Annotated in this window: 23 protein-coding genes; 12 read left to right on the forward strand and 11 right to left on the reverse strand. The window is 74.2% G+C overall.

Annotated features, from left to right (window positions below):
* The first annotated feature begins 2 nt into the window (after window positions 1-2).
* Both AC5L36_RS33320 and AC5L36_RS33325 read left to right on the forward strand, forming a co-directional pair.
* A complete protein-coding gene (locus AC5L36_RS33320; RefSeq protein WP_441223924.1) occupies window positions 3-425 on the forward strand; it encodes a hypothetical protein in 423 nt (140 codons plus the stop codon).
* Window positions 426-567: 142 nt separating this feature from the next.
* Window positions 568-2,679: an MMPL family transporter gene (locus AC5L36_RS33325; protein ID WP_441223925.1), complete on the forward strand. Its 2,112-nt coding sequence runs from the start codon at window positions 568-570 to the stop codon at window positions 2,677-2,679.
* 74 nt (window positions 2,680-2,753) lie between these two features.
* Here the strand turns inward: AC5L36_RS33325 and AC5L36_RS33330 are convergent, their stop codons facing one another.
* The 5 genes from AC5L36_RS33330 to AC5L36_RS33350 form a co-directional block, all read right to left on the reverse strand.
* Window positions 2,754-3,320, reverse strand: a complete 567-nt coding sequence (locus tag AC5L36_RS33330) for a hypothetical protein (protein ID WP_441223926.1) — start codon at window positions 3,318-3,320, stop codon at window positions 2,754-2,756.
* 111 nt (window positions 3,321-3,431) lie between these two features.
* The gene (locus AC5L36_RS33335) at window positions 3,432-6,761 is read right to left on the reverse strand and encodes an error-prone DNA polymerase (protein WP_441223927.1); all 3,330 of its coding nucleotides are present in this window, start codon (window positions 6,759-6,761) and stop codon (window positions 3,432-3,434) included.
* Window positions 6,762-6,772: 11 nt separating this feature from the next.
* Window positions 6,773-8,320 carry a DNA polymerase Y family protein gene (locus AC5L36_RS33340; RefSeq protein ID WP_441223928.1) on the reverse strand — a complete coding sequence of 516 codons (1,548 nt, stop codon included), beginning with the start codon at window positions 8,318-8,320 and terminating at the stop codon, window positions 6,773-6,775.
* A 156-nt stretch (window positions 8,321-8,476) separates the two neighbouring features.
* Entirely contained in the window at window positions 8,477-9,226 is a 750-nt protein-coding gene (gene imuA' / locus AC5L36_RS33345; protein WP_441223929.1) for a DnaE2-dependent mutagenesis accessory factor ImuA', read from the reverse strand.
* 45 nt (window positions 9,227-9,271) lie between these two features.
* Complete coding sequence (locus AC5L36_RS33350) at window positions 9,272-9,724, reverse strand: SAV_6107 family HEPN domain-containing protein (RefSeq protein ID WP_441223930.1); 453 nt, start codon at window positions 9,722-9,724, stop codon at window positions 9,272-9,274.
* 374 nt (window positions 9,725-10,098) lie between these two features.
* On the opposite strand from AC5L36_RS33350, the gene AC5L36_RS33355 reads away from it, so the two are divergent.
* Genes AC5L36_RS33355 through AC5L36_RS33385 form a run of 7 tightly spaced genes read left to right on the forward strand, consistent with a single transcriptional unit; the run spans window position 10,099 to window position 16,103 of the window.
* Window positions 10,099-11,070: an EamA family transporter gene (locus AC5L36_RS33355; RefSeq protein ID WP_441223931.1), complete on the forward strand. Its 972-nt coding sequence runs from the start codon at window positions 10,099-10,101 to the stop codon at window positions 11,068-11,070.
* 17 nt (window positions 11,071-11,087) lie between these two features.
* On the forward strand, window positions 11,088-11,597 hold the full coding sequence (locus AC5L36_RS33360) for a YbaK/EbsC family protein (protein ID WP_441223932.1): 510 nt from the start codon (window positions 11,088-11,090) through the stop codon (window positions 11,595-11,597).
* The gene (locus AC5L36_RS33365) at window positions 11,594-12,298 is read left to right on the forward strand and encodes a monooxygenase (protein WP_441223933.1); all 705 of its coding nucleotides are present in this window, start codon (window positions 11,594-11,596) and stop codon (window positions 12,296-12,298) included. Before AC5L36_RS33360 ends, AC5L36_RS33365 begins: the two co-directional genes overlap by 4 nt.
* Complete coding sequence (locus AC5L36_RS33370) at window positions 12,295-12,837, forward strand: GNAT family N-acetyltransferase (RefSeq protein ID WP_441223934.1); 543 nt, start codon at window positions 12,295-12,297, stop codon at window positions 12,835-12,837. Before AC5L36_RS33365 ends, AC5L36_RS33370 begins: the two co-directional genes overlap by 4 nt.
* 4 nt (window positions 12,838-12,841) lie before the next feature.
* Window positions 12,842-13,642: a carotenoid biosynthesis protein gene (locus AC5L36_RS33375; protein WP_441223935.1), complete on the forward strand. Its 801-nt coding sequence runs from the start codon at window positions 12,842-12,844 to the stop codon at window positions 13,640-13,642.
* The gene (locus AC5L36_RS33380) at window positions 13,639-14,697 is read left to right on the forward strand and encodes a glycosyltransferase family 2 protein (RefSeq protein WP_441223936.1); all 1,059 of its coding nucleotides are present in this window, start codon (window positions 13,639-13,641) and stop codon (window positions 14,695-14,697) included. The genes AC5L36_RS33375 and AC5L36_RS33380 overlap by 4 nt, the downstream gene beginning before the upstream one ends.
* Window positions 14,694-16,103, forward strand: a complete 1,410-nt coding sequence (locus AC5L36_RS33385) for a phytoene desaturase family protein (protein ID WP_441223937.1) — start codon at window positions 14,694-14,696, stop codon at window positions 16,101-16,103. Before AC5L36_RS33380 ends, AC5L36_RS33385 begins: the two co-directional genes overlap by 4 nt.
* Before the next feature lie 143 nt (window positions 16,104-16,246).
* Here the strand turns inward: AC5L36_RS33385 and AC5L36_RS33390 are convergent, their stop codons facing one another.
* On the reverse strand, window positions 16,247-16,915 hold the full coding sequence (locus tag AC5L36_RS33390) for a CDP-alcohol phosphatidyltransferase family protein (protein ID WP_441223938.1): 669 nt from the start codon (window positions 16,913-16,915) through the stop codon (window positions 16,247-16,249).
* A gap of 27 nt (window positions 16,916-16,942) precedes the next feature.
* Window positions 16,943-17,863, reverse strand: a complete 921-nt coding sequence (gene metF, locus AC5L36_RS33395; RefSeq protein WP_441223939.1) for a methylenetetrahydrofolate reductase [NAD(P)H] — start codon at window positions 17,861-17,863, stop codon at window positions 16,943-16,945.
* 425 nt (window positions 17,864-18,288) lie between these two features.
* Between metF and AC5L36_RS33400 the strand changes: the two genes are divergently transcribed.
* Window positions 18,289-19,758: an NsdA family TPR-like regulatory protein gene (locus AC5L36_RS33400; protein ID WP_494909494.1), complete on the forward strand. Its 1,470-nt coding sequence runs from the start codon at window positions 18,289-18,291 to the stop codon at window positions 19,756-19,758.
* A 9-nt stretch (window positions 19,759-19,767) separates the two neighbouring features.
* Complete coding sequence (locus tag AC5L36_RS33405; RefSeq protein ID WP_441224681.1) at window positions 19,768-20,853, forward strand: polyprenyl synthetase family protein; 1,086 nt, start codon at window positions 19,768-19,770, stop codon at window positions 20,851-20,853.
* Window positions 20,854-20,864: 11 nt separating this feature from the next.
* Here AC5L36_RS33405 and AC5L36_RS33410 read toward each other — a convergent pair whose 3' ends face one another.
* The 4 genes from AC5L36_RS33410 to AC5L36_RS33425 all read right to left on the reverse strand — a co-directional run bounded on the left by AC5L36_RS33410 (window position 20,865) and on the right by AC5L36_RS33425 (window position 22,463).
* On the reverse strand, window positions 20,865-21,326 hold the full coding sequence (locus AC5L36_RS33410; RefSeq protein ID WP_441224679.1) for a barstar family protein: 462 nt from the start codon (window positions 21,324-21,326) through the stop codon (window positions 20,865-20,867).
* 158 nt (window positions 21,327-21,484) lie between these two features.
* Window positions 21,485-21,793, reverse strand: a complete 309-nt coding sequence (locus tag AC5L36_RS33415) for a lycopene cyclase domain-containing protein (protein WP_441224678.1) — start codon at window positions 21,791-21,793, stop codon at window positions 21,485-21,487.
* On the reverse strand, window positions 21,790-22,104 hold the full coding sequence (locus tag AC5L36_RS33420; protein ID WP_441224677.1) for a lycopene cyclase domain-containing protein: 315 nt from the start codon (window positions 22,102-22,104) through the stop codon (window positions 21,790-21,792). The genes AC5L36_RS33415 and AC5L36_RS33420 overlap by 4 nt, the downstream gene beginning before the upstream one ends.
* Before the next feature lie 2 nt (window positions 22,105-22,106).
* The gene (locus AC5L36_RS33425; RefSeq protein WP_441224675.1) at window positions 22,107-22,463 is read right to left on the reverse strand and encodes an Rv2175c family DNA-binding protein; all 357 of its coding nucleotides are present in this window, start codon (window positions 22,461-22,463) and stop codon (window positions 22,107-22,109) included.
* A gap of 143 nt (window positions 22,464-22,606) precedes the next feature.
* On the opposite strand from AC5L36_RS33425, the gene AC5L36_RS33430 reads away from it, so the two are divergent.
* Window positions 22,607-23,206 carry a hypothetical protein gene (locus tag AC5L36_RS33430; RefSeq protein WP_441224673.1) on the forward strand — a complete coding sequence of 200 codons (600 nt, stop codon included), beginning with the start codon at window positions 22,607-22,609 and terminating at the stop codon, window positions 23,204-23,206.
* The last annotated feature ends 16 nt before the right edge of the window (window positions 23,207-23,222 follow it).

Genomic DNA, 23,222 nt, shown 5'->3' on the forward strand with positions numbered 1-23,222 from the left:
CCATGCGCACCGACGACGAGGCAGAGTGGCACAGGCGTCGGCGCCACGCGGTCACCGTACACGCCGAAGCTCAAGAACGCCGCAAAGCGGTAGAGAACTCACAGGCACGCGCGCTGGTGGCCGACTTCGTCCGTCAGGCCCGGGAGCGAGCCCTGCCGACGGAGCCGCTGGTGGCGCGCTCGTACACGGGCCGCGGGCGCTACCGGACGGGTCTGCGGGGCTGGTATCTGAAAGCCGACCGATCGATGGCCGTCGGTGAAGACGGCGCCTTCTACCTGCTCGCGGTGCCGGCGAGCCTGCGGGCCCGGTTTACCGGCGTCACCCTGCGGGCGGACGACCCGCCGCTCGTGGTGGGCCGCGGCGGGCGGGACGGCGAGTCGATTTCCCTCGCCACGCTCCTCGAACGGGTGCTGAACAAGATTTAGGGCGTTGGTAAAACCGGACAGGTGCGTCCGGCGTCCCCTAGGGGTATCAGGCCGGCAAGCCGGTGCGTACCGACGATGTGCGGCCGGCACATATCAGCGCAACATGTAGCCGAATCGTATTCGTGTGTCCACGGGGGGATTCATGACCAGAAACGTGGCTGGGCTGCTCACCGGTCGCCGGACAAAGTACCTGATCATCGTGTTCTGGCTGATCGTGGTCGCGATCGCCGCTCCGCTGGCGGGCAAGCTCACCAGCGTCGAGGACAACGAGGCCAAGTCGTGGCTGCCGGGCAGCGCCGAGTCGACGCAGGTGCTCGACAAGCAGACCGCCTTCTCCTCGCCCGACGCGCTCCCGGCCGTCGTCGTCTACGAGCGCCCGTCCGGGCTGACCGACGCCGACAAGGCGAAGGTGGCCGCCGACGTGCAGAAGTTCGGGCAGCTCGGCGACCTCGACGGCCAGGTGCAGGGTCCGGCGTTCTCCACCGACGGGCAGGCGGCCCAGATCTACGTGCCGCTCAACCTCGGCCCCGAGGGCTGGGATCGCGCCGGCGACATCGTCGACTCGATGCTGGCGACCGGGGAGGCCGGCGCCAACGGGCTCAGCGTGCACATCACCGGGCCCGCCGGCAGCGCCGCCGACTCCGCCGCCGCGTTCGAGGGGATCGACAGCACACTGCTGTTCGCCACGATCGGCGTGGTCGTGGTGATCCTGCTGTTCACCTACCGCAGCCCGGTGCTCTGGCTGCTCCCGGTCATCTCGGCCGGTGTCGCGCTGACCTGCGCGCAGGCCGTGATCTACCTGCTGGCCAAGCACGCCGACCTCACCGTCAACGCGCAGAGTTCGGGCATCTTGACGGTACTCGTGTTCGGCGCCGGCACCGACTACGCGCTGCTGCTCGTCGCCCGATATAGGGAAGAGCTGCGCCGCCATCACGACCGGCACGAGGCGATGGCGGTCGCCCTGCACCGCGCCGGCCCGGCGATCATCGCGAGCGCGGCCACCGTGGCGGTCGGCATGATCTGCCTGCTCTTCGCCGAGACCAACTCCACCCGCGGCCTCGGCCCGGTCGCCGCGATCGGCATCGTGGTCGGCCTCGCGGTCATGTTGACGCTGCTCCCGGCGATGCTGGTGACCGTGGGCCGGTGGATCTTCTGGCCGGTGCGCCCGAAGGAGGGCACCGCCGAGCCCACCACGACCGGCCTCTGGGCCAAGGTCGGTGGCCGCATCGCCCGCCGCCCCCGCACCACCTGGATCACCACCAGCGTGGTGCTCGCGCTCCTGGCCATCGGCATCGTGCAGCTCGACGCCACCGGTCTGACCAACAAGGAGTCGTTCCGCGGCAACCCGGACTCGATTGTGGGCGAGGAGGTGCTCGCCCGGCACTTCGCGGCCGGTGTCGGCACTCCGGTCGCCGTGGTCAGCAACGCCGGCCAGGCCGCCGACGTGCGCACCGCGTTCGCCGGCACGCCCGGCATCGAGCCCTCGTCGGTCACCGAGCCGAGGGTCAGCAACGGCGTGGCGTACATGGAGGGCACGCTCACCGCGCCGCCGGACAGCGACGCGGCGTACGACACGATCGACAGTGCCCGCGACCGCGTGCACGCGGTGCCCGGGGCGGACGCCCAGGTCGGTGGCCAGACGGCGATCAACCTGGACCTCCAGCGAGCGGCCCGCCACGACCGCAACCTGATCATCCCGATCGTGCTGCTCGTCGTGCTGCTGATCCTCGGCGTGCTGCTGCGGGCGATCGTCGCGCCGCTGGTGCTGGTGGCGACCGTCGTGCTCTCCTTCGCCGCGGCGCTGGGCGTGAGCGCGCTGGTCTTCCGGCATATCTTCGGCTTCGGCGGTGCCGACAGCTCGCTGCCGCTGTTCGTCTTCGTGTTCCTCGTCGCGCTCGGCATCGACTACAACATCTTCCTGATGACCCGGGTACGCGAGGAGGCCGCACGCCACGGCACCAAGCGGGCGGCCCTCGTCGGCCTGGCCGCGACCGGCGGCGTGATCACGTCGGCGGGCGTGGTGCTCGCCGGCACGTTCGCGGTGCTGGCCACGCTGCCGCTGACCGCGTTCGCGGAGATCGGCTTCGCGGTGGCGTTCGGCGTCCTGCTCGACACGATCGTCGTGCGGGCGGTGCTGGTCACCGCCCTCAACCTCGACATCGGTCGCCACATGTGGCACCCCAGCAAGCTGGCGAAGGTGCCTGACGAGCAGCCCACGGCGGCGGCACCCGAGCCGGCGCAGGCGGTGCGCTAGCCGCGGCGACCACGACGCTTCCGGTCCGCCCGCTTCCTCGGCGGACCGGAAGGAGGCCAACCCGCAACCAAAAGCTAGGTGGAGGGGAGCAGGCCGGCCATCGCGCGGTTGTGCACGAGTGCGATCGCGCTGACCACCACGAATACCACGATGTAGGAGATCATCGCCTGGTCGGCGAACGGTGCGGAGAACGTGTCCGCGAACGGCAGGAGTCGCGCGTTTTCCGGAATGCGTCGCAGGCCTCGGGCGCCGATCAGGAGCAGTGCGAGGTAAATGGCGAGCGACGCCACGACGACCACGAGTTGCACCTTCCACCACCGGATGGCGGTGCGCGCCGATACGCGGCGCCGTGTGGCGATCACGAGAAATGTCGTTTCGAGTGCCAGCAATATGATGCCGGTCACCCATATCTCGCCGGCCATCACCCGCATCAACGTCATCTGGGCGAGCTCGAACGCGTCGTGGTTGTCCCCGCAGGTGCGGGTGGCCTCGCACTGTGCGCGGACGAACTCGGCGTCCGCGGAGCCCACGCCGAACGTCTCGTGTGCGTAACCGGCGACGAAGACTGCCAGATAGGCGACAAGAAAAAACACCCAGAAGATGTACTTTCCGCCGACGAGGAAGATGGTCCTGCTGCGCATTGACTACCCGGATTTCTGTGATCTCTTATCCGCCTCGCCACAGGCCCGGCGACAGATTGACACAGCGGAGTAGCGGCGCGGTTACCACTGTCGGGATAGCGTCGCCGGCAATCACCGGAAATCGCGCGAGGCCGGACTTACCGGCGGCGTGATCGGATCGAGGCGGTCGGCGGTCAAATTGATCACCCCGTCGTGCTTTTCCAGCCGCCCTCGCACGATCAGCGCGGCGCTCGTGCGGGCCACCTTCCGGTAGCGCTGCCACAGCCCCGGCGAGCAGGTCACGTTGAGCATGCCGGTCTCGTCCTCGAGGTTCATGAACGTGATCCCGCCCGCGGTCGCCGGCCGCTGGCGGTGGGTGACGAGGCCGCCGACGCGTACCCGGGTGCCGCCGTCGATCAGGCCCAGCCGCGCGATCGGCACCGCGCCGGCCTCCTCCAGCTGGGGCCGGATGAAGCGGGCCGGGTGGCTCTCCGGCGACAGCCCGGTGGCCCACACGTCGGCGACGAGGCGGTCGACCGCGTCCATGCCGGGCAGCGTGGGCGGCGGGTTGGGGCTGCTGCCGGTACCCGGGAGGCGGTCGGGCCGCTCCTGGGCGGCGGCGCCGGCGGCCCACAGCGCCTCGCGGCGGGAGAGTCCGAAGCCGGCGAACGCGTCCGCGGTGGCCAGCGCCTCCATGTGCGCGGCGGTCAGGCCCACCCGGCGGGCCAGGTCGGCCATGTCGCGGTACGGGCCGGCGCCCTCCCGCTCCTCCTCGATCCGCCCGGCCAGGTCGTCGCCGATCGTGCGCACATAGGACAGTCCTAATCGGACGGCCGGGCCGCCCATCCCCCACTGGTGCGGCGGCTCACCCTTCTCGCTCCCCCACCGGGTGTCCGATGTGTACTCCAGCTTTGCCTTGGCGCCGCTGAGGTTGATGTCCGGCCGCCGCACCTCGACGCCGTGCCGCCGCGCGTCGTCGACCAGAGTCTGCGGCGAGTAGAAGCCCATCGGCTGGGCGTTGAGCAAGGCGGCGAGGAACGGTCCGGGGTGGTAGCGCTTGAGCCACGAGCTGGCGTACACGAGGTAGGCGAAGCTGATCGCGTGGCTCTCCGGGAAGCCGAAGCTGGCGAACGAGGAGAGCTTGAGGTACACGTCGTCGGCGATCTCGCCGGTGATGCCGCGCTCGGCCATGCCGGCGTAGAGCCGGTCCTTGAGCTCGGCCATCCGTTCGTCCGAGCGCTTCGAGCCCATCGCGCGGCGCAGCTTGTCGGCCTCGGCGCCGTCGAAGCCGGCCACGTCGATGGCGAGCTGCATGAGCTGCTCCTGGAAGAGCGGCACGCCCAGCGTCTTGGCGAGCGCGTTCTTCATCGCGGGATGCGGTGGGTCGGGGGGTTCGAGCTTCTTCTTGCGCCGGATGTACGGATGCACCGAGCCGCCCTGGATCGGGCCGGGCCGGATGAGCGCCACCTCCACGACGAGGTCGTAGAACTCGCGTGGCTCCAGCCGCGGCAGGGTGGCCATCTGCGCGCGGGACTCGACCTGGAAGACGCCGACCGAGTCGGCCCGGCACAGCATGGCGTAGATTTCCGGGTCGTCGAGTGTCATGTCGCTCAGGTCGATTTCCCGGCCGATCATGTCGCACGCGTAGCGCAGCGCGGAGAGCATCCCGAGCCCCAGCAGGTCGAACTTGACCAGGCCGGCGATCGCGCAGTCGTCCTTGTCCCATTGCAGGACCGTGCGGTTTTCCATCCGCGCCCACTCGACCGGGCACACGTCCACCACCGGCCGGTCGCAGATCACCATGCCGCCGGAGTGGATACCCAGGTGCCGCGGAAACGTCTGTAGCTCGTTGGCGAAGTCGATGACGTGCTTCGGGATGTCGTCGACGTCGACCGCCGCGATGCTCCCCCACCGGTCGATCTGCTTGCTCCACGCGTCCTGCTGCCCGGGTGAGAAGCCGAACGCCTTGGCGATGTCACGCACCGCCGACCGCGGCCGGTACGAGATCACGTTGGCGACCTGGGCGGTGTGCTCCCGGTCGTACTTCCGGTAGACGTACTGGATGACCTCCTCCCGCCGGTCGGACTCGATGTCCACGTCGATGTCGGGCGGGCCGTCTCGCTCGGGGGCGAGGAAGCGCTCGAAGAGTAGCCCGTGCTGCACCGCGTCGACGTTGGTGATGCGGAGCGCGTAGCAGACCGCCGAGTTGGCCGCCGAGCCCCGCCCCTGGCAGAAGATCCGCTTTCGATGACAGAAGTTCACTATGTCGTGAACTATCAGGAAGTAACCGGGGAAGCCCAGCTCGTCGATCATCTTCAGCTCGCGGTCCAGCTGGGCGTACTCCTTGGGAGCCGCCTCCCGCGGCCCGTACCGCTCCAGCGCGCCCCGCATCGTCAGCTCGCGCAGCCAGCTCATCTCGGTGTAGCCGGGCGGCACGTTCCAGTCCGGCAGGTGGGGTGCGACCAGCTTGAGGTCGAAAGCGAGCTCGCGGCCCAGCTCTGCGGCCCGGGCCACCGCACCCGGATACGCCGCGAACCGGGCCGCCATCTCCTCGCCGCCGCGTAGGTGCGCGGTCGCCGCGGCGGGCAGCCAGCCGTCGATCTCGTCGAGGCTGCGCCGGGCGCGCACCGCGGCAAGGGCGGTGGCCAGCCGCCGCCGCTTGGGGGTGGCGTAGTGCACGTTGTTGGTGGCCACAGTGGACAGTCCCGCGACGGCGGCCAGCTCGGCGAGCGCGTCGTTGCGGTCACCGTCGGCCGGGTCACCGTGGTCGGTCAGCTCCACCAGCACGCGCTCGGTGTCGAACGCGGCCACGAGCCGGTCCAGCTCCGCGGCCGCCGCGGCCATCCCGCCGATCCGCAGTGCCGCCGGTACGGTGCCCTTGCGGCACCCGGTCAGCACGACGACGTCCTTCAGGTCTTTTCCCAGCTCGTCGATCGGCGGGTAAACCGGCCGGCCCTTCTCCTTGCCCGCCAGCTGCGCCTTGCTGACGGTGCGGGCGATCTGGGCGTACCCCTCGGGGCCGCGCGCCAGCACCAGCAGGTGCCGGCCGACCGGGTCGGGCTCGCCGTTTTGCGGGCCGGGCAGGCCGAGCGAAAGCTCCGCGCCGAAGATCGTGGGCAGCTGGTGGGCGCGGGCCGCCTCGGCGAAGCGCACCACGCCGTAGAAGCCGTCGTGGTCGGTTACCGCGAGCGCGGTCAACCCGAGCCGGGCCGCCTCCCGGGCCAGCTCCTCGGGGTGGCTCGCCCCGTCGAGAAAGCTGAAGTTGGTGTGGCAGTGCAGCTCCGCGTACGGGACGGGACCTTCGGTGCGGATGAGCGCGGGCCCCTCGTACGGCGGTCGCTTACGGCTCCACGCCGGCGAGTCGCCGCCGTCGGCGTCCACGGCCAGCGGGTCCACCACGTGCCGGCCGGAGAGCACCCGCTCCATCTCCGCCCAGCTCCGCTGCGGGTTATGCCACCCCATGGATGCCCACCTCAGTCATATATCGCCTCTACCGACCAGATGCCGCCAGCCAGGGAGAGCAGCAGGCCCCAGCCGCCGGGGAGAGCGACCTGGAAGCGGGCCCGCCGCCGCGACTCCTCCGCCGCCCACCAGCGCTCGTCCGCCGGCCACGGCCCGATCCAGCCGATCACCTCGACCGACCGCTCCCGCCGCCGCTCGCGCCCTGTCGCGCTGATCACGACGCGGGCCGGCGGCGCGCTGACCTCCAGCCGGCCGCTCACCTCGACCGGCACACCGGCCGCGTCGTACACCATCACCCGGGCCGGCGCCGCCAGCACCTGCGCGGGCGCGGGGGCCGGGATCCGGCCGGGCCAGGGCGGCTGGCCGGATCGGGTCGGGATCCGCTCGTCGCCCCACGGGACCATCCGCGCCTGGTCGTCCGGCGAACGCCCGCCACCAAGCACCGCCGTGAGCACCGCCTCCGGCCCGAGGATGCCCTGCACCCGGTGCAGCGCCCGGTGCGCCCGCTCACGCTCCTCGCCGGTCTCGCCCCACAGGCCCGGCTGGAGCCCGACATGGCTCAACACCCCCTCGGGTATCAGCCGCAGGCGCACGATCCCGGACACCGGCCGCTCACGGCGCCCGGAGATCCACCCGTCGAGCTGCCACCGCACCCGGTCGGCGATGGCCACGGCGGTGAGCAGCCCGTCGTGCCGCCAGACCCGGTGCAGCTCCTGCCCGTCCGCGGTCACCGCCTCGATCGCCACCCGGGTGCAGGCCAGGCCGTGGGCGGCGAGCTTTTCGTGCAGCCGCTCGGCCAGCGACCGCGCCGCGAACGCCGCCACGTCCACCCGGTCGAGCGGCTCGTCGTACGTCTCGGTGACGTCGAGGTCGGGCGGCACGCGGCGGACCGCGAGCGGCCGGTGGTCGCGCCCCGCCGCCAGCCGGTGCGCCAGCGCCGCGTCGAACCCGAACCGGGACAGCACGTCAGCGGCGGGCAGGGCCGCGAACTCCCCGAGGGTACGCACGCCGAGCCGCCGCAGCAGGTCCGTCAACTGTGGACGGTCGAGCGCCTCGACGGGCAGCCCGGCCAGAAACTCCCGAGTCTCGCCCGGCGGCACGATCCGCCCGGTACGCGCCGCCAGCCCGGCCGCGAACACCCCGTCCGCGATCCCCACCTGGCTCTCCACGCCGCACACCTCGGCGATCCGCTCGACGATCGCCTCGGCCGTACGCTCCTCACCGCCGAAGTAGCGCACCGGCCCCTTGGCGGCCAGCGCGCAGGACCCCGGGCGGATCGCCTCGACCCCGACCACCAGCTCCTCGACCGCCGCCACCACCGGCTCGAACGCCCGCGCGTCCCGATCCGGGTCGTGCTCCACCACGGTCAGCCGCGGGCAACGGCTCTGCGCCTCCCGCTTACGCAGCCCACGCTTGACCCTCTCCGCCCGAGCCGCCTCGGAGCAGGCGATCACGCGGTTGGCCCGCACCACGGCGACGGGCCCGGTCGCCGGGATGCCCTCGACCAGCTCCAGGGCGATCACCGGCCAGTCGGGACACCAGACCAGCAACGTGCGCACGCTTGATCATAGAACACATGTTCGAACCCGCACTATGATCAACATCGCCCCGACCAGCGCATTGGCCACTCCCGCCCATACCGCACCACCACTTGCTCCCACGGCTCGAGATGCCACGAAGCCGACAGCGACCCTCGGCCACGACCCCGACTGGGGTCAGCGGATCAGGGTGAGTGTGGCGCGGCGGCCGGTGGAGCGGGTGGCTGGCTCGACGTCCACGACGGCGACCACCGGCTGGCCGTCGGCGCCGGGCATCCAGACGGTGATCTCCTTGGGGCGGGCGGCCGCGCCTCGGCCGCGGGCGACGATCGTCACGCGGCGCTGGCGGAGGCGGCCGCGGCCGGGGGTCAGGCCTTCCCAGTCGCTGCGGGTCACCTGGAGCGTCACGTCGGCGCCGTCCCACCGGCCGTACGGCACCAGCACGCTCCCCCGCTGCCGCGCGCGGGCGGCCAGGCGGCTGGCGATGGAGGCGGGCACGGTGCCGGGGACGGCGATGACCACCACGTCGATGCCGTCGATCAGGGCGGCGACCACGGCGGCCCACTCGGGGCCGGGGTTGGGCACCAGAGCCAGGCGGTCGAGGGCGATGCCGGCGTCGGCGGCGGCGACCGCGCCGAAGGTGGGGATGCCGACCATCGCGCACCACGAGCCGGTCCGGGACGCCTCGGCGATCAGCGCGAGGACCAGGGCGGAGCTGCCACCGGGCGCGCCGCCGGCGGGCAGCCCGCCATCCGGCAGGCCGCCGGCCGCGACGGTGGTGCCGCGGCGCAGGCCGCCGCCGGGCAGGAGCACGCCCAGCGGGGAGGCCACGGGCAGCACGCGGTGCCGCCCCGTGACATCCGGGTCGCTGGCCGGTCGGACCAGCCCGGCGACGGTAGCGGACCGGAGAGTCGCCTGGCCCGCCATGGCCTGTCTCGCTTTCCTGGTGTGCTTACGAAGACGAACGGTGGATCAGGCGGCGGCCAGCCCGTCGAGAGCGGGCTGGTGGGCCAGGCCTAGCGCGACCTCGACCACCGCCACGAACTGCTCGGCGGCGCGCAGCAGGTCATCGGCCTCGCGGGTGGTGACCACGCGCGGGATGCCGGCCTGTGCCGCGGCGCGCTTGCTCGCCCCGGCGGCGAAGTAGGTGGCCCACTCGCGCAGCTCGGGCGCCACCATCAGCAGCAAGGTCCAGACGCTGGTGACCCTGTTGCGCCGGGTGGGTGCGGGCTGCGCGCGGGCGGCGAGCATGGCCGCGGCGGCGCGCAGCGCGGACAGGTGGGCCGCGGCGTACCGCAGGCCGTCGGGACGGGTCTGTGCCGCTTCCTCCAGCCCGCGCCGGGCGAGGACGAGCAGCTCGGCGGGAGTGCGGTGCGGCAGCACGCCGGCGGGCACGGTGGGTGCCTGAGCGGTACTGGTCGGCATGGGACTCTCTCCTCGGCAATGTCCTGTCGTCGGCGCCAGCCGGGCGTGAACGCTTCCCCTCCTCACACCCGGCCGGCTCGGCCGGCGAGGCCGTTGCCCGCCGCCCGGGGGTCGGGGGTGGCGAGCAACGGTCCTGCCTGAGGGCCCGGACCCGCGAATGTCCAGGACCCGCACGCGGTCTCCGCGAACCGCTCCTGGGTGGCGCGTCGCGAACCGCTCCACCCAAGTCGTTCGAACAGTCGTTCGAACTACCAAGACAGTACACCTCGCGTACGACAAAAACGCAACGTCCGGTGGGCGTGCCGCCGGGGTTCCGAGAGGTAACGACCACAATGCGGTTCCACTCCTGACAGCCGGCCGGTAGCCTCACCTGCGTGACGAGGAAGCCCGCGCTGGGAGTGGCCATGGTGGTCGCCTCCGGCACGCTGTTCGCGGTCAACGGCACCGTGTCCAAGCTGGTGCTGCGCGCCGGCATCGAGCCGCACCAGCTCGCCTTCCTCCGGGCCGCCGGCGCCTTCACGGGCCTGCTGGCGATCACGTTGCTGCTGGGCCGCGGCCGCCGCCTGGCGGTCACCCGCCGCGACCTGCCGCTCCTGCTCGGCTACGGGCTGGCCGGCTTCTTCCTCGTCCCGATGCTCTACTTCGTGGCGATCTCCCGCTTGCCGGTGGGCATCGGGCTGCTGTTCGAGTACACGGCGCCGCTCTTCGTGGCGCTCTGGGTGCGCTTCGGCCAGCGCCAGCCGGTGCGGCCGCGGCTGTGGGGCGGCCTCGCGCTCAGCCTTGTCGGCCTCGCCTGCGTGGCCGAGGTGTGGGGCGAGCTGAGCCTCGACGGGCTGGGCGTGCTCGCCGGCCTCGCCGCGGCGGTGCTGCTCGCGCTCTACTACCTGCTCGGCGCGCAGGGCGTCGCCCGCCGCGACACGCTCTCGCTCACCACCTGGGCGTTCGGTGCCGCCGCCGTGGCCGGCCTGCTCACGCAGGCCGTGGCGCCGGCAAACGGTGGCTGGGCGCCGCTGGCCGAGTCCACCTCCGGCGGGGTCCCGATCACACTGCTCCTCGGGTACGTGGTGGTGCTCGGCTCGATCGCGCCGTACCTGCTGCTGGCCGGCGCCCTGCGGCATCTGCCGGCGACGAGCGTCGGCATCGTCGGCATGATCGAGCCGGTGATCGCCTCGGCCGTGGCGTGGATCACGCTCGGCGGCAGCGAGGCGCTCAACACGGCGCAGCTCGCCGGCGGCGCGCTGGTACTGGCCGGCGTGGCGCTGGCCGAGAGCGCCCGGGTGGCGTCACCGCCGCCCGCACCGGCCGCGGCCGAGGAGGAGAAAGTCGTGGCCGTCCCGGCCGGGTGAGCAGCAAGATGGTCGGCATGTCCACACACCCGAATGTGCAGGCTATACACCCTAACGTCCAGGCGGTACGAGACGCGCTGCGCGGCGCCGACGCCCGCGACGGCTCCGGCCGGCCCAGCGAGGTCCGGCTGCTGCCCGAGGCCGTGCACACCGCGGCGGCGGCCGCCGCCGCCCTCGGCATCGAGGTAGGCCAGATCGCCAACTCGCTGATCTTCGACGCGGAGGGCGAGCCGCTGCTGGTGCTGACCTCGGGCGCGCACCGGGTGGACACCGCCAAGGTCGCCGCCGACCTCGGTGTCGGCAAGCTCAAGCGGGCCGACCCCGACTTCGTCCGCACGCACACCGGCCAGGTCATCGGCGGGGTCGCCCCGCTCGGCCACCCCAAGCCGCTCCGCACGCTCGTTGACACCGCCCTGGAGCAGTACGGCGAGATCTGGGCCGCCGGTGGCGTACCGCAGGCGGTCTTCCCCACCACCTACGCCGAGCTGGTCCGGATCACCGCGGGGAGCCCGGCAGAGGTCGCGTGACGCCGTTCGTGACGCTCCACGTGTGGCGGGTCCCCCGCCGCGCGGTGCCGCGCGCCTTCGTCCGGATGGCGCTCGACCGGCGGCGGCTGCGCGCCACGTCCGGCGTCCGCTTCGCCAAGCTGCTCGGCACCGGCGACGGCTTCGGCCTGACGGACGCCGACCCGACCCGGTACGCCGCACTGGTGGTCTGGGACGACGCGGCCGCGGCGGAGGGCTTCGACGGCACACCCGTGGCACGTGCCTGGGAACGCATCGCCGAGGGCCGCCTCCGGATCGACCTCAGCCCGCTCACCAGCCGCGGAAAGTGGTCCGGCACAACGCCTTTCGGCGAGCCGCGCGGCCAGACAGAGGGGCCCGTGCTCGCGCTCACCCGGGCACGGCTCCGCCCGCGCCGGGCGGTGACGTTCTGGCGCGCCGTCCCGCCGGTCGCCGCCGCCGCGGCCACCGCGCCGGGGCAGCTCGCCCGCTTCGGCATCGGCGAGGCACCGATCGGCTGGCAGGGCACGGTAAGCGTGTGGCGGAACACCGCAGACCTCACCGAGTTCGCGTACCGTCACCCGGAGCACCGGGCGGCGATCCTCCGAACACCGACCGAAGGGTGGTACGCGGAGGACCTGTTCGCCCGGTTCGCCGTACTGGGGGTCATGGGCGACCGTAAGGTCGTTGGCTGGAATGACGGAGGGGAGCGCGGGCGCGCATGAGGTTGGTGCCGTGGATGCCGGACGACCTCACCAGGCGGCTGGACGACGTCGTCGCGGTGTACGGCGAGGCGATGGGCTACCGGGCCGAGCTGCTGGAGGCGCGGCGCGGCTACATCGCCACCCACGCGCGGCGGCCCGGGTTCCGTGCGGTCGCGACGCTCACCCGCGACGGCCACCTGGTCGGCTTCGGATACGGGTACACGTCCGCCGCCGGCCAGTGGTGGCACGACCAGGTGCGCGGCGCACTGTCCGAAGAGGCCCGCAAGACCTGGCTCACCGACTGCTTCGAGGTGGTCGAGCTGCACGTCCGCCCACCCGCGCAGGGGCACGGCGTCGGCGCCCGCCAGCTGCGCGCGCTGCTGCGCATGGCCGGCGGCGCCACCACCCTGCTCTCCACTCCCGAGGCCGACGAGTGGGACTCCCGGGCCTGGCGGCTCTACCGGCGCTTCGAGTTCGTCGACGTGCTGCGTGACTTCCGCTTTCCCGGCGACGAGCGGGCCTTCGCGGTGTTGGGGCGGCAGCTCCCCCTCCCCACCTGACCGCGTGAGACGCAGCCTGCCCTGGGCCCTGCTGGGCGGGCTCGTCCTCGTCCAGATCAGCTATCCGCTCACCGGCGGCGGCGCCCGCGCGGCGGTCACCGTGGCCACCGTCCTTCTGGGGTACGCCACGTCGGTGAGCCACGCGCTGCTCACCCGCGGCCCACGGGTGGCCGTCTGGCTCGTGCTGGTGACCACCGGCGGCGGCTTCGCGGTCGAGGCGCTCGGCGTGGCGACCGGCTTCCCGTTCGGCGAGTACGCCTACTCCGCCGACCTCGGCCCGCGGCTGGCCGGCGTGTCCCTTGTCGTGCCGCTGGCCTGGACCTGGATGGCTTGGCCGGCCTGGCTGGCGGCGGTCCGGGTCACCCGTTCGCGGGCGGGCCGCGTGGCGCTCGCCGCGGTCGGGCTCGCCGCCTGGGACCTCTTCCTCGACCCGCAGATGGTCGCCGAGGGGTACTGGACCTGGGCCGACCCCCGCCCCGCCCTGCCCGGCGTACCCGGCATACCGCTCGGCAACTACCTGGGCTGGCTCGGCGTGGCGCTGGTGATGACCGTCCTCGTCCGCACGAGCGCGCGGGAGGCCAGCACCGAGGACGCGCCGATGTACGCGCTGTACCTGTGGACGTACGCCGGCAGCGTCGTGGCGCACGCGGTCTTCCTCGACCTGCCCGGCTCGGGCTCGGCGCTGTGGGGCGCGCTGGGCATGGGGCTGCTCGCCGCCCCGCTGGCCTGGTCGCTGCGCGAGGAAGACCCGGACCGGCATCCGGGTCCGCACGCGGCTCCCAGCGGCACCGACGAGTCACCGTGACCTGGCTGCTCGTGGCGGTCGTCGCCGCGCTCACCGCGCACACCGTGATCAACGCGCGGCTGCTCCGCCGGCCGACCGGTGCCTCCACAGTGGACGAGCGGGTGGCCGTGCTGCTGCCGCTGCGCGACGAGGCCGACCGGGTCGAGCCGTGCCTGCGCGCGCTGAAGGCCCAGCGGGGCGTGCCGCGGCTGGAGGTGGTCGTGCTCGACGACGGCTCCACGGACGGCACCGCCGACCTGGTCCGCGCGCACGGCCTCCGCGTCGAGCAGGGCGCTCCTCCGCCGCCCGGCTGGCTCGGCAAGCCGCACGCCTGCCATCAACTCGCCGCCCTCGCGCCGCACGCCACCGCCCTTGTCTTCGTGGACGCCGACGTGGTGCTCGCCCCGCACGCCGTGGCCGCCGCGGTCGGCGAGCTGCGGGCGGCCGGTGTGGACCTGCTCTCGCCGTACCCGAGGATCGTGGCGCGGACGGTGGGCGAGCGGCTCGTGCAGCCGCTGCTCCAGTGGTCGTGGCTGACGTTCCTGCCGCTGCGCGCGATGGAGCGTTCGCCACGCCCCTCCCTCGCGGCGGCGGGCGGGCAGTTCCTGGTGGTCGACCGGGCCGGGTACGACCGGGCGGGCGGCCACGCGGCCGTGCGTGACAAGGTGCTGGAGGACGTGACGCTGGCCCGCGCGGTCAAGCGGGCCGGCGGACGGATCGCGCTCGCCGACGGGTCCGCGCTGGCCACCTGCCGCATGTACACGAGCTGGCGAGAGCTGGCGGACGGCTACGCCAAGTCGCTCTGGGCGGGCGTCGCCTGGCCGGTCGTGCTGCTCCTGCTCGCTTTGTACGCACTTCCGCCGATCCTGGTCACTATTGCGCCGGCGGGTGCTCTGTGCGCGTACCTGATGGGTGTCCTGGGAAGGGTGGTGGCGGCGCGGGCGACCGGGGGTCGGGCCTGGCCCGACGCGCTGGCCCACCCGGTTTCGATCGTGGTGTTCGCTTGGCTGGTGGTGCGGTCGCACCGCGAGCGGCGGCGGGGCCGGCTGGTCTGGCGCGGGAGGAGGGTGCCGTGAACGTGGTCGTGGTGGGCGCGGGCGTTGGCGGGCTGTCCGTGGCCGTCCGCCTGGCCGCCGCCGGGCACCGGGTGACGGTGCTGGAGCGCGGCGAGGCGGTGGGCGGCAAGCTGGCCCGGTACGCGCGGGACGGCTTCGTCTTCGACACCGGACCGAGCCTGCTGACGCTGCCGGAGGTGTTCGACCCTTCTCGTCGTGTCGCGGGCACGGGACGCGACCTCGTCGAGCCGGTGCCGCTCGACCCGATCGTGCGGCACCGCTTCCCGGACGGCACGGTGCTCGACTCGTGCCGCGACCCGGACGCCTTCGCGGCCCGCGTGGGCGCGGCGCTCGGCCCGGCCGCGGCCGCCGAGTGGGCGGGGCTGTGGCGGCGGGCCGGGCGGATCTGGGACACCTCGTGGCGGCACGTGCTCCGCACCTCGCTGTCGCCGGCCCGGCAGCTGTGGCGACTGTCCGACCTGTGGGCGATCCGCCCCGGGCAGACGCTGCGCGGGCTGGGGGTGCGCGACCCGCGGCTGCGGATGTTCGTCGACCGGTACGCGACCTACGCCGGCGCCGACCCGCGCCGGGCGCCCGCGGCGCTGCTCGCGGCGGCGTACGCGGAGCTGGCCTTCGGCGGCTGGTACCTGCCCGGCGGACTCGCGACGCTCGCCGACGCGCTGCTGTCCCGCTGCCTGGACCTGGGCGTGGTCGTCCGCTGCGGCACCGCGGTCACCGCCATCGACGCGGCGGGCGGGCGGGTGCACGGGGTACGCGCCGACGGTGAGCGCCTCCCCGCCGACGTGGTGGTGACCGATGTGGACGCTCGCGACGTCTACCGCGACCTGCTGCCCGCGCCGCGCCGGCTGGCCCGGCTGGCCGACCGCAGCCTCTCCGGTTTCGTGCTGCTCCTGGGGGTACGCGGCGAGTCCGGTCTCGCGCACCACAACGTGTACTTCCCGGACGACTACGACGCCGAGTTCGACGCGGTCTTCGGCGATCCGGGGCGGGGTGTGCGGGCCCGGCCGGCACCCGGCCCGACCGTGTACGTGACGGTGGCGGACGACCCGCTCGTCCGGCCGGCCGGGCACGAGGCCTGGTTCGTGCTGGTCAACGCCGCCCGCCAGGGCACGGCCGCGGACGCGGTCGACTGGCGCCGCCCCGGCCTCGCGGAGGCGTACGCCGACCGCGTCCTCGACGTGCTCGAAGCCCGCGGCGTCGCGGTCCGCGACCGGCTTGTGTTTCGCGAGGTACTGCCGCCCGGCGACTCGATCTACGGCACCGCGGGCTCGCTGCGCCGCCCGGCCAACCGCGGCCCGGTCGAGGGGCTGTTCCTGGTGGGCGGCTCGGTCCACCCCGGCGGCGGCCTCCCGATGGTGGCGCTGAGCGCCGACATCGTGGCATCCGAGATCGGCCCGGCGCACTGACCTTCCGGCGCGGGGTGCGGCGCGCTGAGGTTCCGCGCGACGCGCGACGCGCGACGCGCGGCCTCGGCGAAAGCGTGGCGCCGGGCGCGGCGGGCGGCGCGGCCTCAGCGAAGCGCGGCGGGCGCGGCAGGCGGCGCGCGGCCTCAGCGAAGCGCGCGGTGGAAGGCGGCGAGCAGCTGGAGGATGCCCACCAGGGCCAGCAGCACCCAGACCGCCGTCACGACCGTGATCGTGCCGGCCGGCAGGTCAGTCTGCACGAGCTCGACCGCGCCGGCCAGCAGCAGGCCGACGAACGCCACCGACACCCGCGTGGGCCGTTCGCCCACGGTCACCACACCGATGTCGCGCATGCCGGCGGCGGTGACCCGGGCGCGGATGTACTCGTGCAGCCAGGACAGCCCGCCGGCCGCCACCACCAGCGTGCCCGGCGCTCCCACCAGCCAGAAGGCGACGAGCCAGGCGGCCTCGCCGAGCCGGTCGGCGACCGAGTCGTACAGGTAGCCCAGCCGGGTGGCGCGGCCGGAGACCACCGCCGTGGCGCCGTCGACGCTGTCGGCCATCGCGGCGAGCAGTACGAACACGGCGGCGAGGGCGGGGCGGTCGGCGAGCAGCGGCACGGAGACGCAGAGCACCAGCCCGCCGAACGTGACCGCGGCCGGCGCGATGCCGACGCGGGCGAGCCCCGAGCCGATCACGTACGACACGCGGAGCCAGCCGCGCACCAGCGGCCCGGCCTTGCGCGGATCGAACCCGCCGTGTAGCCGGGCCCACCCGACCGCGTACTCGTCCCAGCTCAGCCGGCCCTTGCCCACCTTGGGATCAACCGCCCGGCGGGTCGATCAGACGCGGGCGCCGGCCGGAAGGTTCTGCCACACCTCACGGGTCGCCGTCGAACGGTTGAGGGTGATGAAGTGGATGCCCGGCACGCCCTCGTCGAGGAGCCGCGCGCACATCTCGCTGCACTGCTCGATGCCGAGCCGGCGCACCGCGTCGGCGTCGCCGGAGACCCGCTCGAAGCGCTCCAGCAGCGCGGGCGGGAAGGGCGCGCCGGAGAGCTGCTCGGACCGCTCGATCGTGGCCATCCGGACCACCGGCATGACACCGGGCACGATCGGGGTGTCGCAGCCGGCGGCGGCCACCCGGTCGCGCAGGCGCAGGTAGTCGTCGGCGTCGAAGAACATCTGGGTGATCGCGAAGTCGGCGCCGGCCCGGCACTTTTCGATGAAGCGGTCGGTGTCGCTGGCGATGTCGGGCGACCGGGGGTGCTTGTAGGGGAAAGCGGCCACGCCCACGCAGAAGTCGCCGGACTCCTTGAGCAGCCGGACCAGGTCCGCCGCGTACAGCACGCCCTCGGGGTGGCGCACCCACTCGCCCATCGGGTCGCCCGGCGGGTCGCCGCGCACCGCCAGCACATTGCGCACGCCGACGCCGGCCAGCCGGCCGATCACGTGGCGGAGCTCGGCGACCGAATGGTTGACCGCGGTGAGGTGGGCCATCGGCAGGAGCGTGGTCTCGGTGGCGACCCGCTCGGTCACGGCGACGGTGGTGTCACGCGTGGTGCCGCCCGCCCCGTAGGTGATCGAGACGAACGACGGCCGCAAGGGCTCCAGCTCGCGGATGGCCTGCCAGAGCAGCGGCTGCCCCTCGGCCGTCTTGGGCGGGAAGAACTCGAACGAGAACGTCGGCGCCGGGCCGGCGATCAGGTCACCGATCGACGGCTGGGAGCCACCGGGGAGGACGGAGGGGAGACCTAGTGCCACTCAGTGACTGTATCGGTTGCGCTCGAGCCGCAGTCGAGTCGTCTCAGAGCGTGGCGGCCCGCGTACCGCGGCCTTCGGCCCAGTGCTCACCCGGTCCGGCCAAGCCGGCCAACGTTCGTGGCCACCGCGGTACGGATCTTCCGCGCCGGAAAACGTCGTACCCACGCGGTAGAGAGTTACCCGGCACGGATGCCCGCTCCCGGCCCCGCGCGGGGGTTATCGGCCGGGTGGGCGCCCGCGCGGGGGTTACGGGGGCGTCCGGCGGCGCCCGGGGGTCGGGCGCTGCCGGGCGACCGAGGGGTCGGCACGCACGTCAGGAGGTCGTGACACTCGAGGGGGCTCAGTTCGCCGTGTCTGAGGCATGCACCGCCCAAGATCCGGGCGGCACGCCGTCACCGTCCACCGCGCCCGTCCCACTGGGCGCCATGTTGGCCGCGCTCCGGCAGGCGCACGGCTGGTCGCAGCTGCGCGTGGCCGAGCAGCTGTCCACGGCCGCCGGCCTGCACACCGTGAGCCGGCACGAGGTCAGCCGCTGGGAGCGCGGCGAGCGGGTTCCCGGCGACTTCTGGCTGGGCTGGCTCGCCATCGTGCTCGACGTGCCGGGGCCGGAGCTGGCGGTCGCCGCCGCGGCCGCCCGCCGGGGGCCCGCCCGCCGGGCCGCGCCCGGGCCGGCGCCGGTCGAGGGGCAGGCCGACCTGCTGCGGCTGGCGCACGCCTGGCTGGCCGACCCGACCGGCTCGCTCGGCCATGTCACGGCCGCCGGGCCCGACGCCCGCGCGGCCGCGCGCGTCTCCCCGCCGCCGGGCCGGGCCGCGGGCGGCGCCGGGCCGGCGGAGGCGGCGCGCGGCCGGGCCGGGCCGGCGCTGTCCCACCTCGACACGCTCGCCGCCTGGCTGGCGGGCGACCCGGCCGCCGCGGGCGGGGGCGGCGGCGGCCGGGCGGGCGGCGCCGGGCGGCGCGGCGGCGGGGCCGACCCCGACACGGTGGCCGCCACCGTCGCCCTCCTGCGCCGGCAAGACGATCTCGTCGGCGGCGCCGACCTGGCCGGGCCCGCCGGCCACGAGCTCGGCGCGACATTCGGCCGGCCGGAGTCAGCGCCGGCGAGCCGGCGGCTGCTCGGGCTGGTGGCCGAGGCCGCCCAGCTCACCGGCTGGCTGGCCGCCGACGCGGGTGACCCGGCCGGCGCGCTCGCCGCCTACCACACCGCCCTCGCCGCGGCCGCCGGCGCCGGCGACCGTCCGCTCGCCGCGCACGTGCTCGGCTCGGCGAGTCACCTGCTCGCCGGCCACGGCGACCCGCGCGGGGCACTGCTGCTGGCCCGCACCGGGCTGGCCGGCGCCGGCCGCTCGGCCTCGGCCGGGCTGCGCGCGCTGCTGCTGCACCGGGTGGCGTTCGCGGCGGCGCTCTGCGGCGAGCGGCGGGCCGCACACGCCGCGCTCGGCCGGGCCGTCACGGCCGCCGCCGGGCGTGACCCGGCACAGGATCCGCCCTGGCTCTACTGGCTGGACACGGGCGAGCTGTCCGCGATGGCCGGGCGCTGCCTCGCCGCGCTGGGCCGCCCGCTGCGCGCCGAGCCGCTGCTCACCGCCGCCGTGGGCCGCGCCGGGCAGCCACGCACCGCCGCCCTCTACGGCGCCTGGCTGGCCCGGGTCTGCCTCGACCTCGGCGAGGTGGAGCGGGCCGGTCAGGTCGCCGTCGACGCCCTGCTCGACGCGGTCCGCTCCGGGTCCGCGCGGGCGGCCGCCGATGTCGCCGGTGTGCGCCCGCGGCTGGCCGCGCACCGCGACGTGCCCGAGGCGCGGCGGTTCGCCGAGCTGGCCACGGCGTGCCGTGCCTATCTGCCCGAAGTTGCACGGACAGGGCCCCCGAAGGCGGTGGAGATCAGGAGCGACTAGCGTCGTGATGTGGCCGCAGACGACCCCTCATCGTCGCCCGTCGACCGCGCCGACCTGCGCACCCGTGTCGACAAGGCGCTCGCCGAGTTCCTTGCCCGGCGGCGTGACTGGCTCGCGACCGTCGACGAGGCGGTGCTGCCGATCGCCGACGCGATCGAGGATTTTGTGCTCGGCGGCGGCAAGCGGCTGCGGCCCGCGTTCGCCTATTGGGGCTACCGCGCGGCCGGCGGCGCCGACTCCGACCGGGTCGTCGCCACCGTGGCGGCGCTGGAGTTCGTGCAGGCCAGCGCGCTGATCCACGACGACCTCATGGATCGCTCCGACACCCGGCGAGGCGAGCCGGCGGTGCATCGCCGGTTCGCGGCGCGACACCGCGCGGAGGGGTGGCGGGGCGATCCGGACGCGTTCGGCGACTCGGCCGCGATCCTGCTCGGCGACCTCTGCCTGGTCTGGTCCGACGAGCTGCTGCACGCCGGCGGGCTGCCGCCGGAGACACTCGCCCGGGCCCGCCCGGTCTTCGACGAGATGCGCACCGAGGTCACCGTCGGGCAGTACCTCGACGTGTTCGCCCAGGCCACCGCACACACGTCGGTCGAGCTGGCCGGCAAGGTCGCCCGTTACAAGGCCGCCAAGTACACGGTGGAGCGGCCGCTGCTGCTCGGCGCCACGCTGGCCGACGCGCCCCCGGCGGTGCTGGCCGGCCTGTCGGCGTACGGGCTGCCCCTCGGCGAGGCGTTCCAGCTCCGCGACGACGTGCTCGGCGTCTTCGGCGACCCGGCGCAGACGGGCAAGCCGGCCGGCGACGACCTGCGCGAGGGCAAGCGCACCTACCTGGTGGCGGCGGCCTTCGAGGCGGGCGGCGCCGCCGACCGGGCGTTGCTGGACACCCGACTCGGCGACCCGGCCCTCGACCCGGCCGGCGTGGCCGCGCTGCGCGACGTGATCACGGCGACCGGGGCGCTCGACCGCACCGAGGCCCGCATCGCCGAGCTGACCACGGTCGCCCTCGACGCGCTCGCCGCCGCCGACGTCACCGCCGAAGCCCGCGATGTGCTGAGGGACCTGGCCGCCGCCGCCACCGCACGCAACGAGTGATCGCCGCGCGGCTACAGGGTGGGGATCAGCCCCCTGCCGTCCGGTGTTTCGGCCGGGCCCGGCCCGCGGAGCAGCACGTAGAGCGGGGGCAGGCCGGACTCGCGGCGGGCGGCGGTGGCTTCGCCGAGCACCTGGTACGCCTGGCCCCAGGCCTTGGCATCGGTGCGGGCGAGCACGCCGTACTGCTCCCAGAGCAGCACGTGCCCCTGCCCCGCGAGCCAGGACAGGTCGCCGAGGCAGTCGTAGAAGGCGTCCCAGCTGCGGCCGAACCACGCGGGAAAGGCCAGCTCGGCCGCGCAGCGGTCCAGGAGGTCCAGCCGGCCCGTGACGCCCCGGCCGTCCAGCGGGTGTGTGGCCCAGCCGACGGCAGCGAGCTCGCGGCGCACGGCGCTCGGGTGCGCCCGGGACAGCCAGCGGTAGATCCCCGGCGGGCGCGTACCCTCCAGGACCGCGGCGAGCCGCGCCGTCGTCACCCGGCTCCCCCTCCTGAGCCTTCTCCCCCGCGCCACGCCGCATCTTGGGCCCCCACGTCCCTCGGCGCGCGCGCCTGTTGGCGAAGTGTCCCCGCCGAGCCTCGTCGAATCAACCCCGCCGATTGCCCGTTCGGGCAGGTCACAGAGGGAGGAAGGCCTTATCCGGGCACGCTCCGGTCACGGCGCCCCCACCAGGTCCAGGTCGAGAGCGTGAGCAGCACCAGCGCGAAGCCGAAGAGCAGGTCCTCCACCGGCGCGTAGACCAGGCGGAGCCCGAGGATGGCGTCGGGGTCGTACCGGACGATCCCCCGCCCGGTCAGGATCCCGTTGGAGATCAGCTGGAATAACACGATGATCGGGTACGTCGCCCAGAAGACCCGCCGCCGCAGCAGCCAGGTGCGCAGCACGAAGATGTCGACCAGCACCGCACCGGCCACGCCCAGCAGCGCCGCCGCCGTGTAGGTCACCGGTCGCCCAGGACTTTTCGGACCGCCTCGAAGCCGAGGACCGCGCAAACGGGCACCACCACGAAGAAGAGCAGCTCGTCGAGGGGCAGCCCGCCGGGAAACACGACACCCGTGGTCTGCGCCGGGTCGAAGCTCCAGTGACCGGCGGCGATGGCCAGCAGATCCCAGACCACGAAGACGGCCACGACCGGCGCCAGCGTGAGCAGGAGGCGCCGCCACTGCCGCAGCACGCCCACCCGCAGCGCCGGCTCGAGCCAGAGCGCCCCCGCGAGGCAGCCGGCGAGCACGGCCAGATAGGTGAGGTGCCGCACGGTCAGAAGCCCAGCGCCTGCGCCCGCCGCTTGACCTCGGTGGCGCGGCCGGTGCTGAGCGCGTCCGCGGGCATACCCGGAAGGGTGTCGTCGGGCTCGTAGAGCCACCGCAGGGCCTCTTCGTCGTTGTACCCAGCGTCGTGCAGCAGCGTAAGGACGCCGGGGAGGTGCTTGAGCACGGTGCGGTTTACCACGAGCTCAGCGGGCACCCTCAGCGCGCCGTCTCGCCGCACGGCGAGCAACGCGTGGTCGCGGACCATCTGGTTGACCTTGTTGACCGGCAGCTCGAGGCGCTCGGCGACCTCCGGCAGGGTCAGCCAGGCAGCGGGTCCACCGGATGCCGGTGCGGAATCGGTCACCCGCTCACCCTGCCACGCCGTACCCGAAGCACACCAGCACCCCTGACTTTCCCCCGTACCCCGCGCGTTCCGGCGGCTTGACCGGCGGACGCGCCCGTTTCGGGCGGCGGTGACCCCTGGCCGGCCGCCGGAAGGACCTTGTCGTGAGGAACGTTGGCCGTGAGGTGTCGGGCGCCTGGCGCTCGCTCCGGTACGACCTGACCCGGCGGCCCGTGCCGCCGGTCGACGACGCACCGACCGACCTGATCTACCCGGAGTACGAGCCGGTGCACCGGCCGCGCCGGCGGCTGGTGCTCGCCGCGACGACGTTCGGGGCGCTCTCGCTGGTCGGCGCCACCGGCACCTACTTCGCGGTGATCAACGGCCTCAGCGCGCTGGCCAGTGAGGAGACGGCGCCGCCGAAGCAGCTGCCCGCGGTGGCCGGTGCCCCGTCGCCGACGCCGACCGTGCGGGGCGTGGCGCCCGTACCGAGCGCGACGCCCGGCCGGACCGGGCCGCCGCCGGCGGGCGGGGCCGCGCCGTCGCCGAGCGGGCGGGCGGTGCTCGGCAAGGCGCCGGCGCGGCCGGGAGCGCCCCGGCCGACCTGCGCCTGCGTGACCCCGCCGGTGCCGACGCCCACCTCGCCACCGCCCGTGGCGGAGACGCCGGACCCGCCGGTGAGCAGCACTCCACCGGCCCCGACGGGCTCCGCATCGCCCGACCCCACACCCGGACCGAGTGACCCGCCGCCCGCAGGTGGATAGGCTCCTGCCACCGGGC

The sequence above is a fragment of the Phytohabitans sp. LZ39 genome (genome assembly GCF_059359075.1).

Excerpts from the sequence above, each read along its gene's own strand:
- AC5L36_RS33320 (WP_441223924.1), top strand. The coding sequence starts at position 3 with ATGCGCACCGACGACGAGGCAGAGTGGCACAGGCGTCGGCGCCACGCG.
- AC5L36_RS33325 (WP_441223925.1), top strand. The coding sequence starts at position 568 with ATGACCAGAAACGTGGCTGGGCTGCTCACCGGTCGCCGGACAAAGTAC.
- AC5L36_RS33330 (WP_441223926.1), bottom strand. The coding sequence starts at position 3,320 with ATGCGCAGCAGGACCATCTTCCTCGTCGGCGGAAAGTACATCTTCTGG.
- AC5L36_RS33335 (WP_441223927.1), bottom strand. The coding sequence starts at position 6,761 with ATGGGGTGGCATAACCCGCAGCGGAGCTGGGCGGAGATGGAGCGGGTG.
- imuA' (WP_441223929.1), bottom strand. The coding sequence starts at position 9,226 with ATGGCGGGCCAGGCGACTCTCCGGTCCGCTACCGTCGCCGGGCTGGTC.
- AC5L36_RS33350 (WP_441223930.1), bottom strand. The coding sequence starts at position 9,724 with ATGCCGACCAGTACCGCTCAGGCACCCACCGTGCCCGCCGGCGTGCTG.
- AC5L36_RS33360 (WP_441223932.1), top strand. The coding sequence starts at position 11,088 with ATGTCCACACACCCGAATGTGCAGGCTATACACCCTAACGTCCAGGCG.
- AC5L36_RS33370 (WP_441223934.1), top strand. The coding sequence starts at position 12,295 with ATGAGGTTGGTGCCGTGGATGCCGGACGACCTCACCAGGCGGCTGGAC.
- AC5L36_RS33400 (WP_494909494.1), top strand. The coding sequence starts at position 18,289 with ATGTTGGCCGCGCTCCGGCAGGCGCACGGCTGGTCGCAGCTGCGCGTG.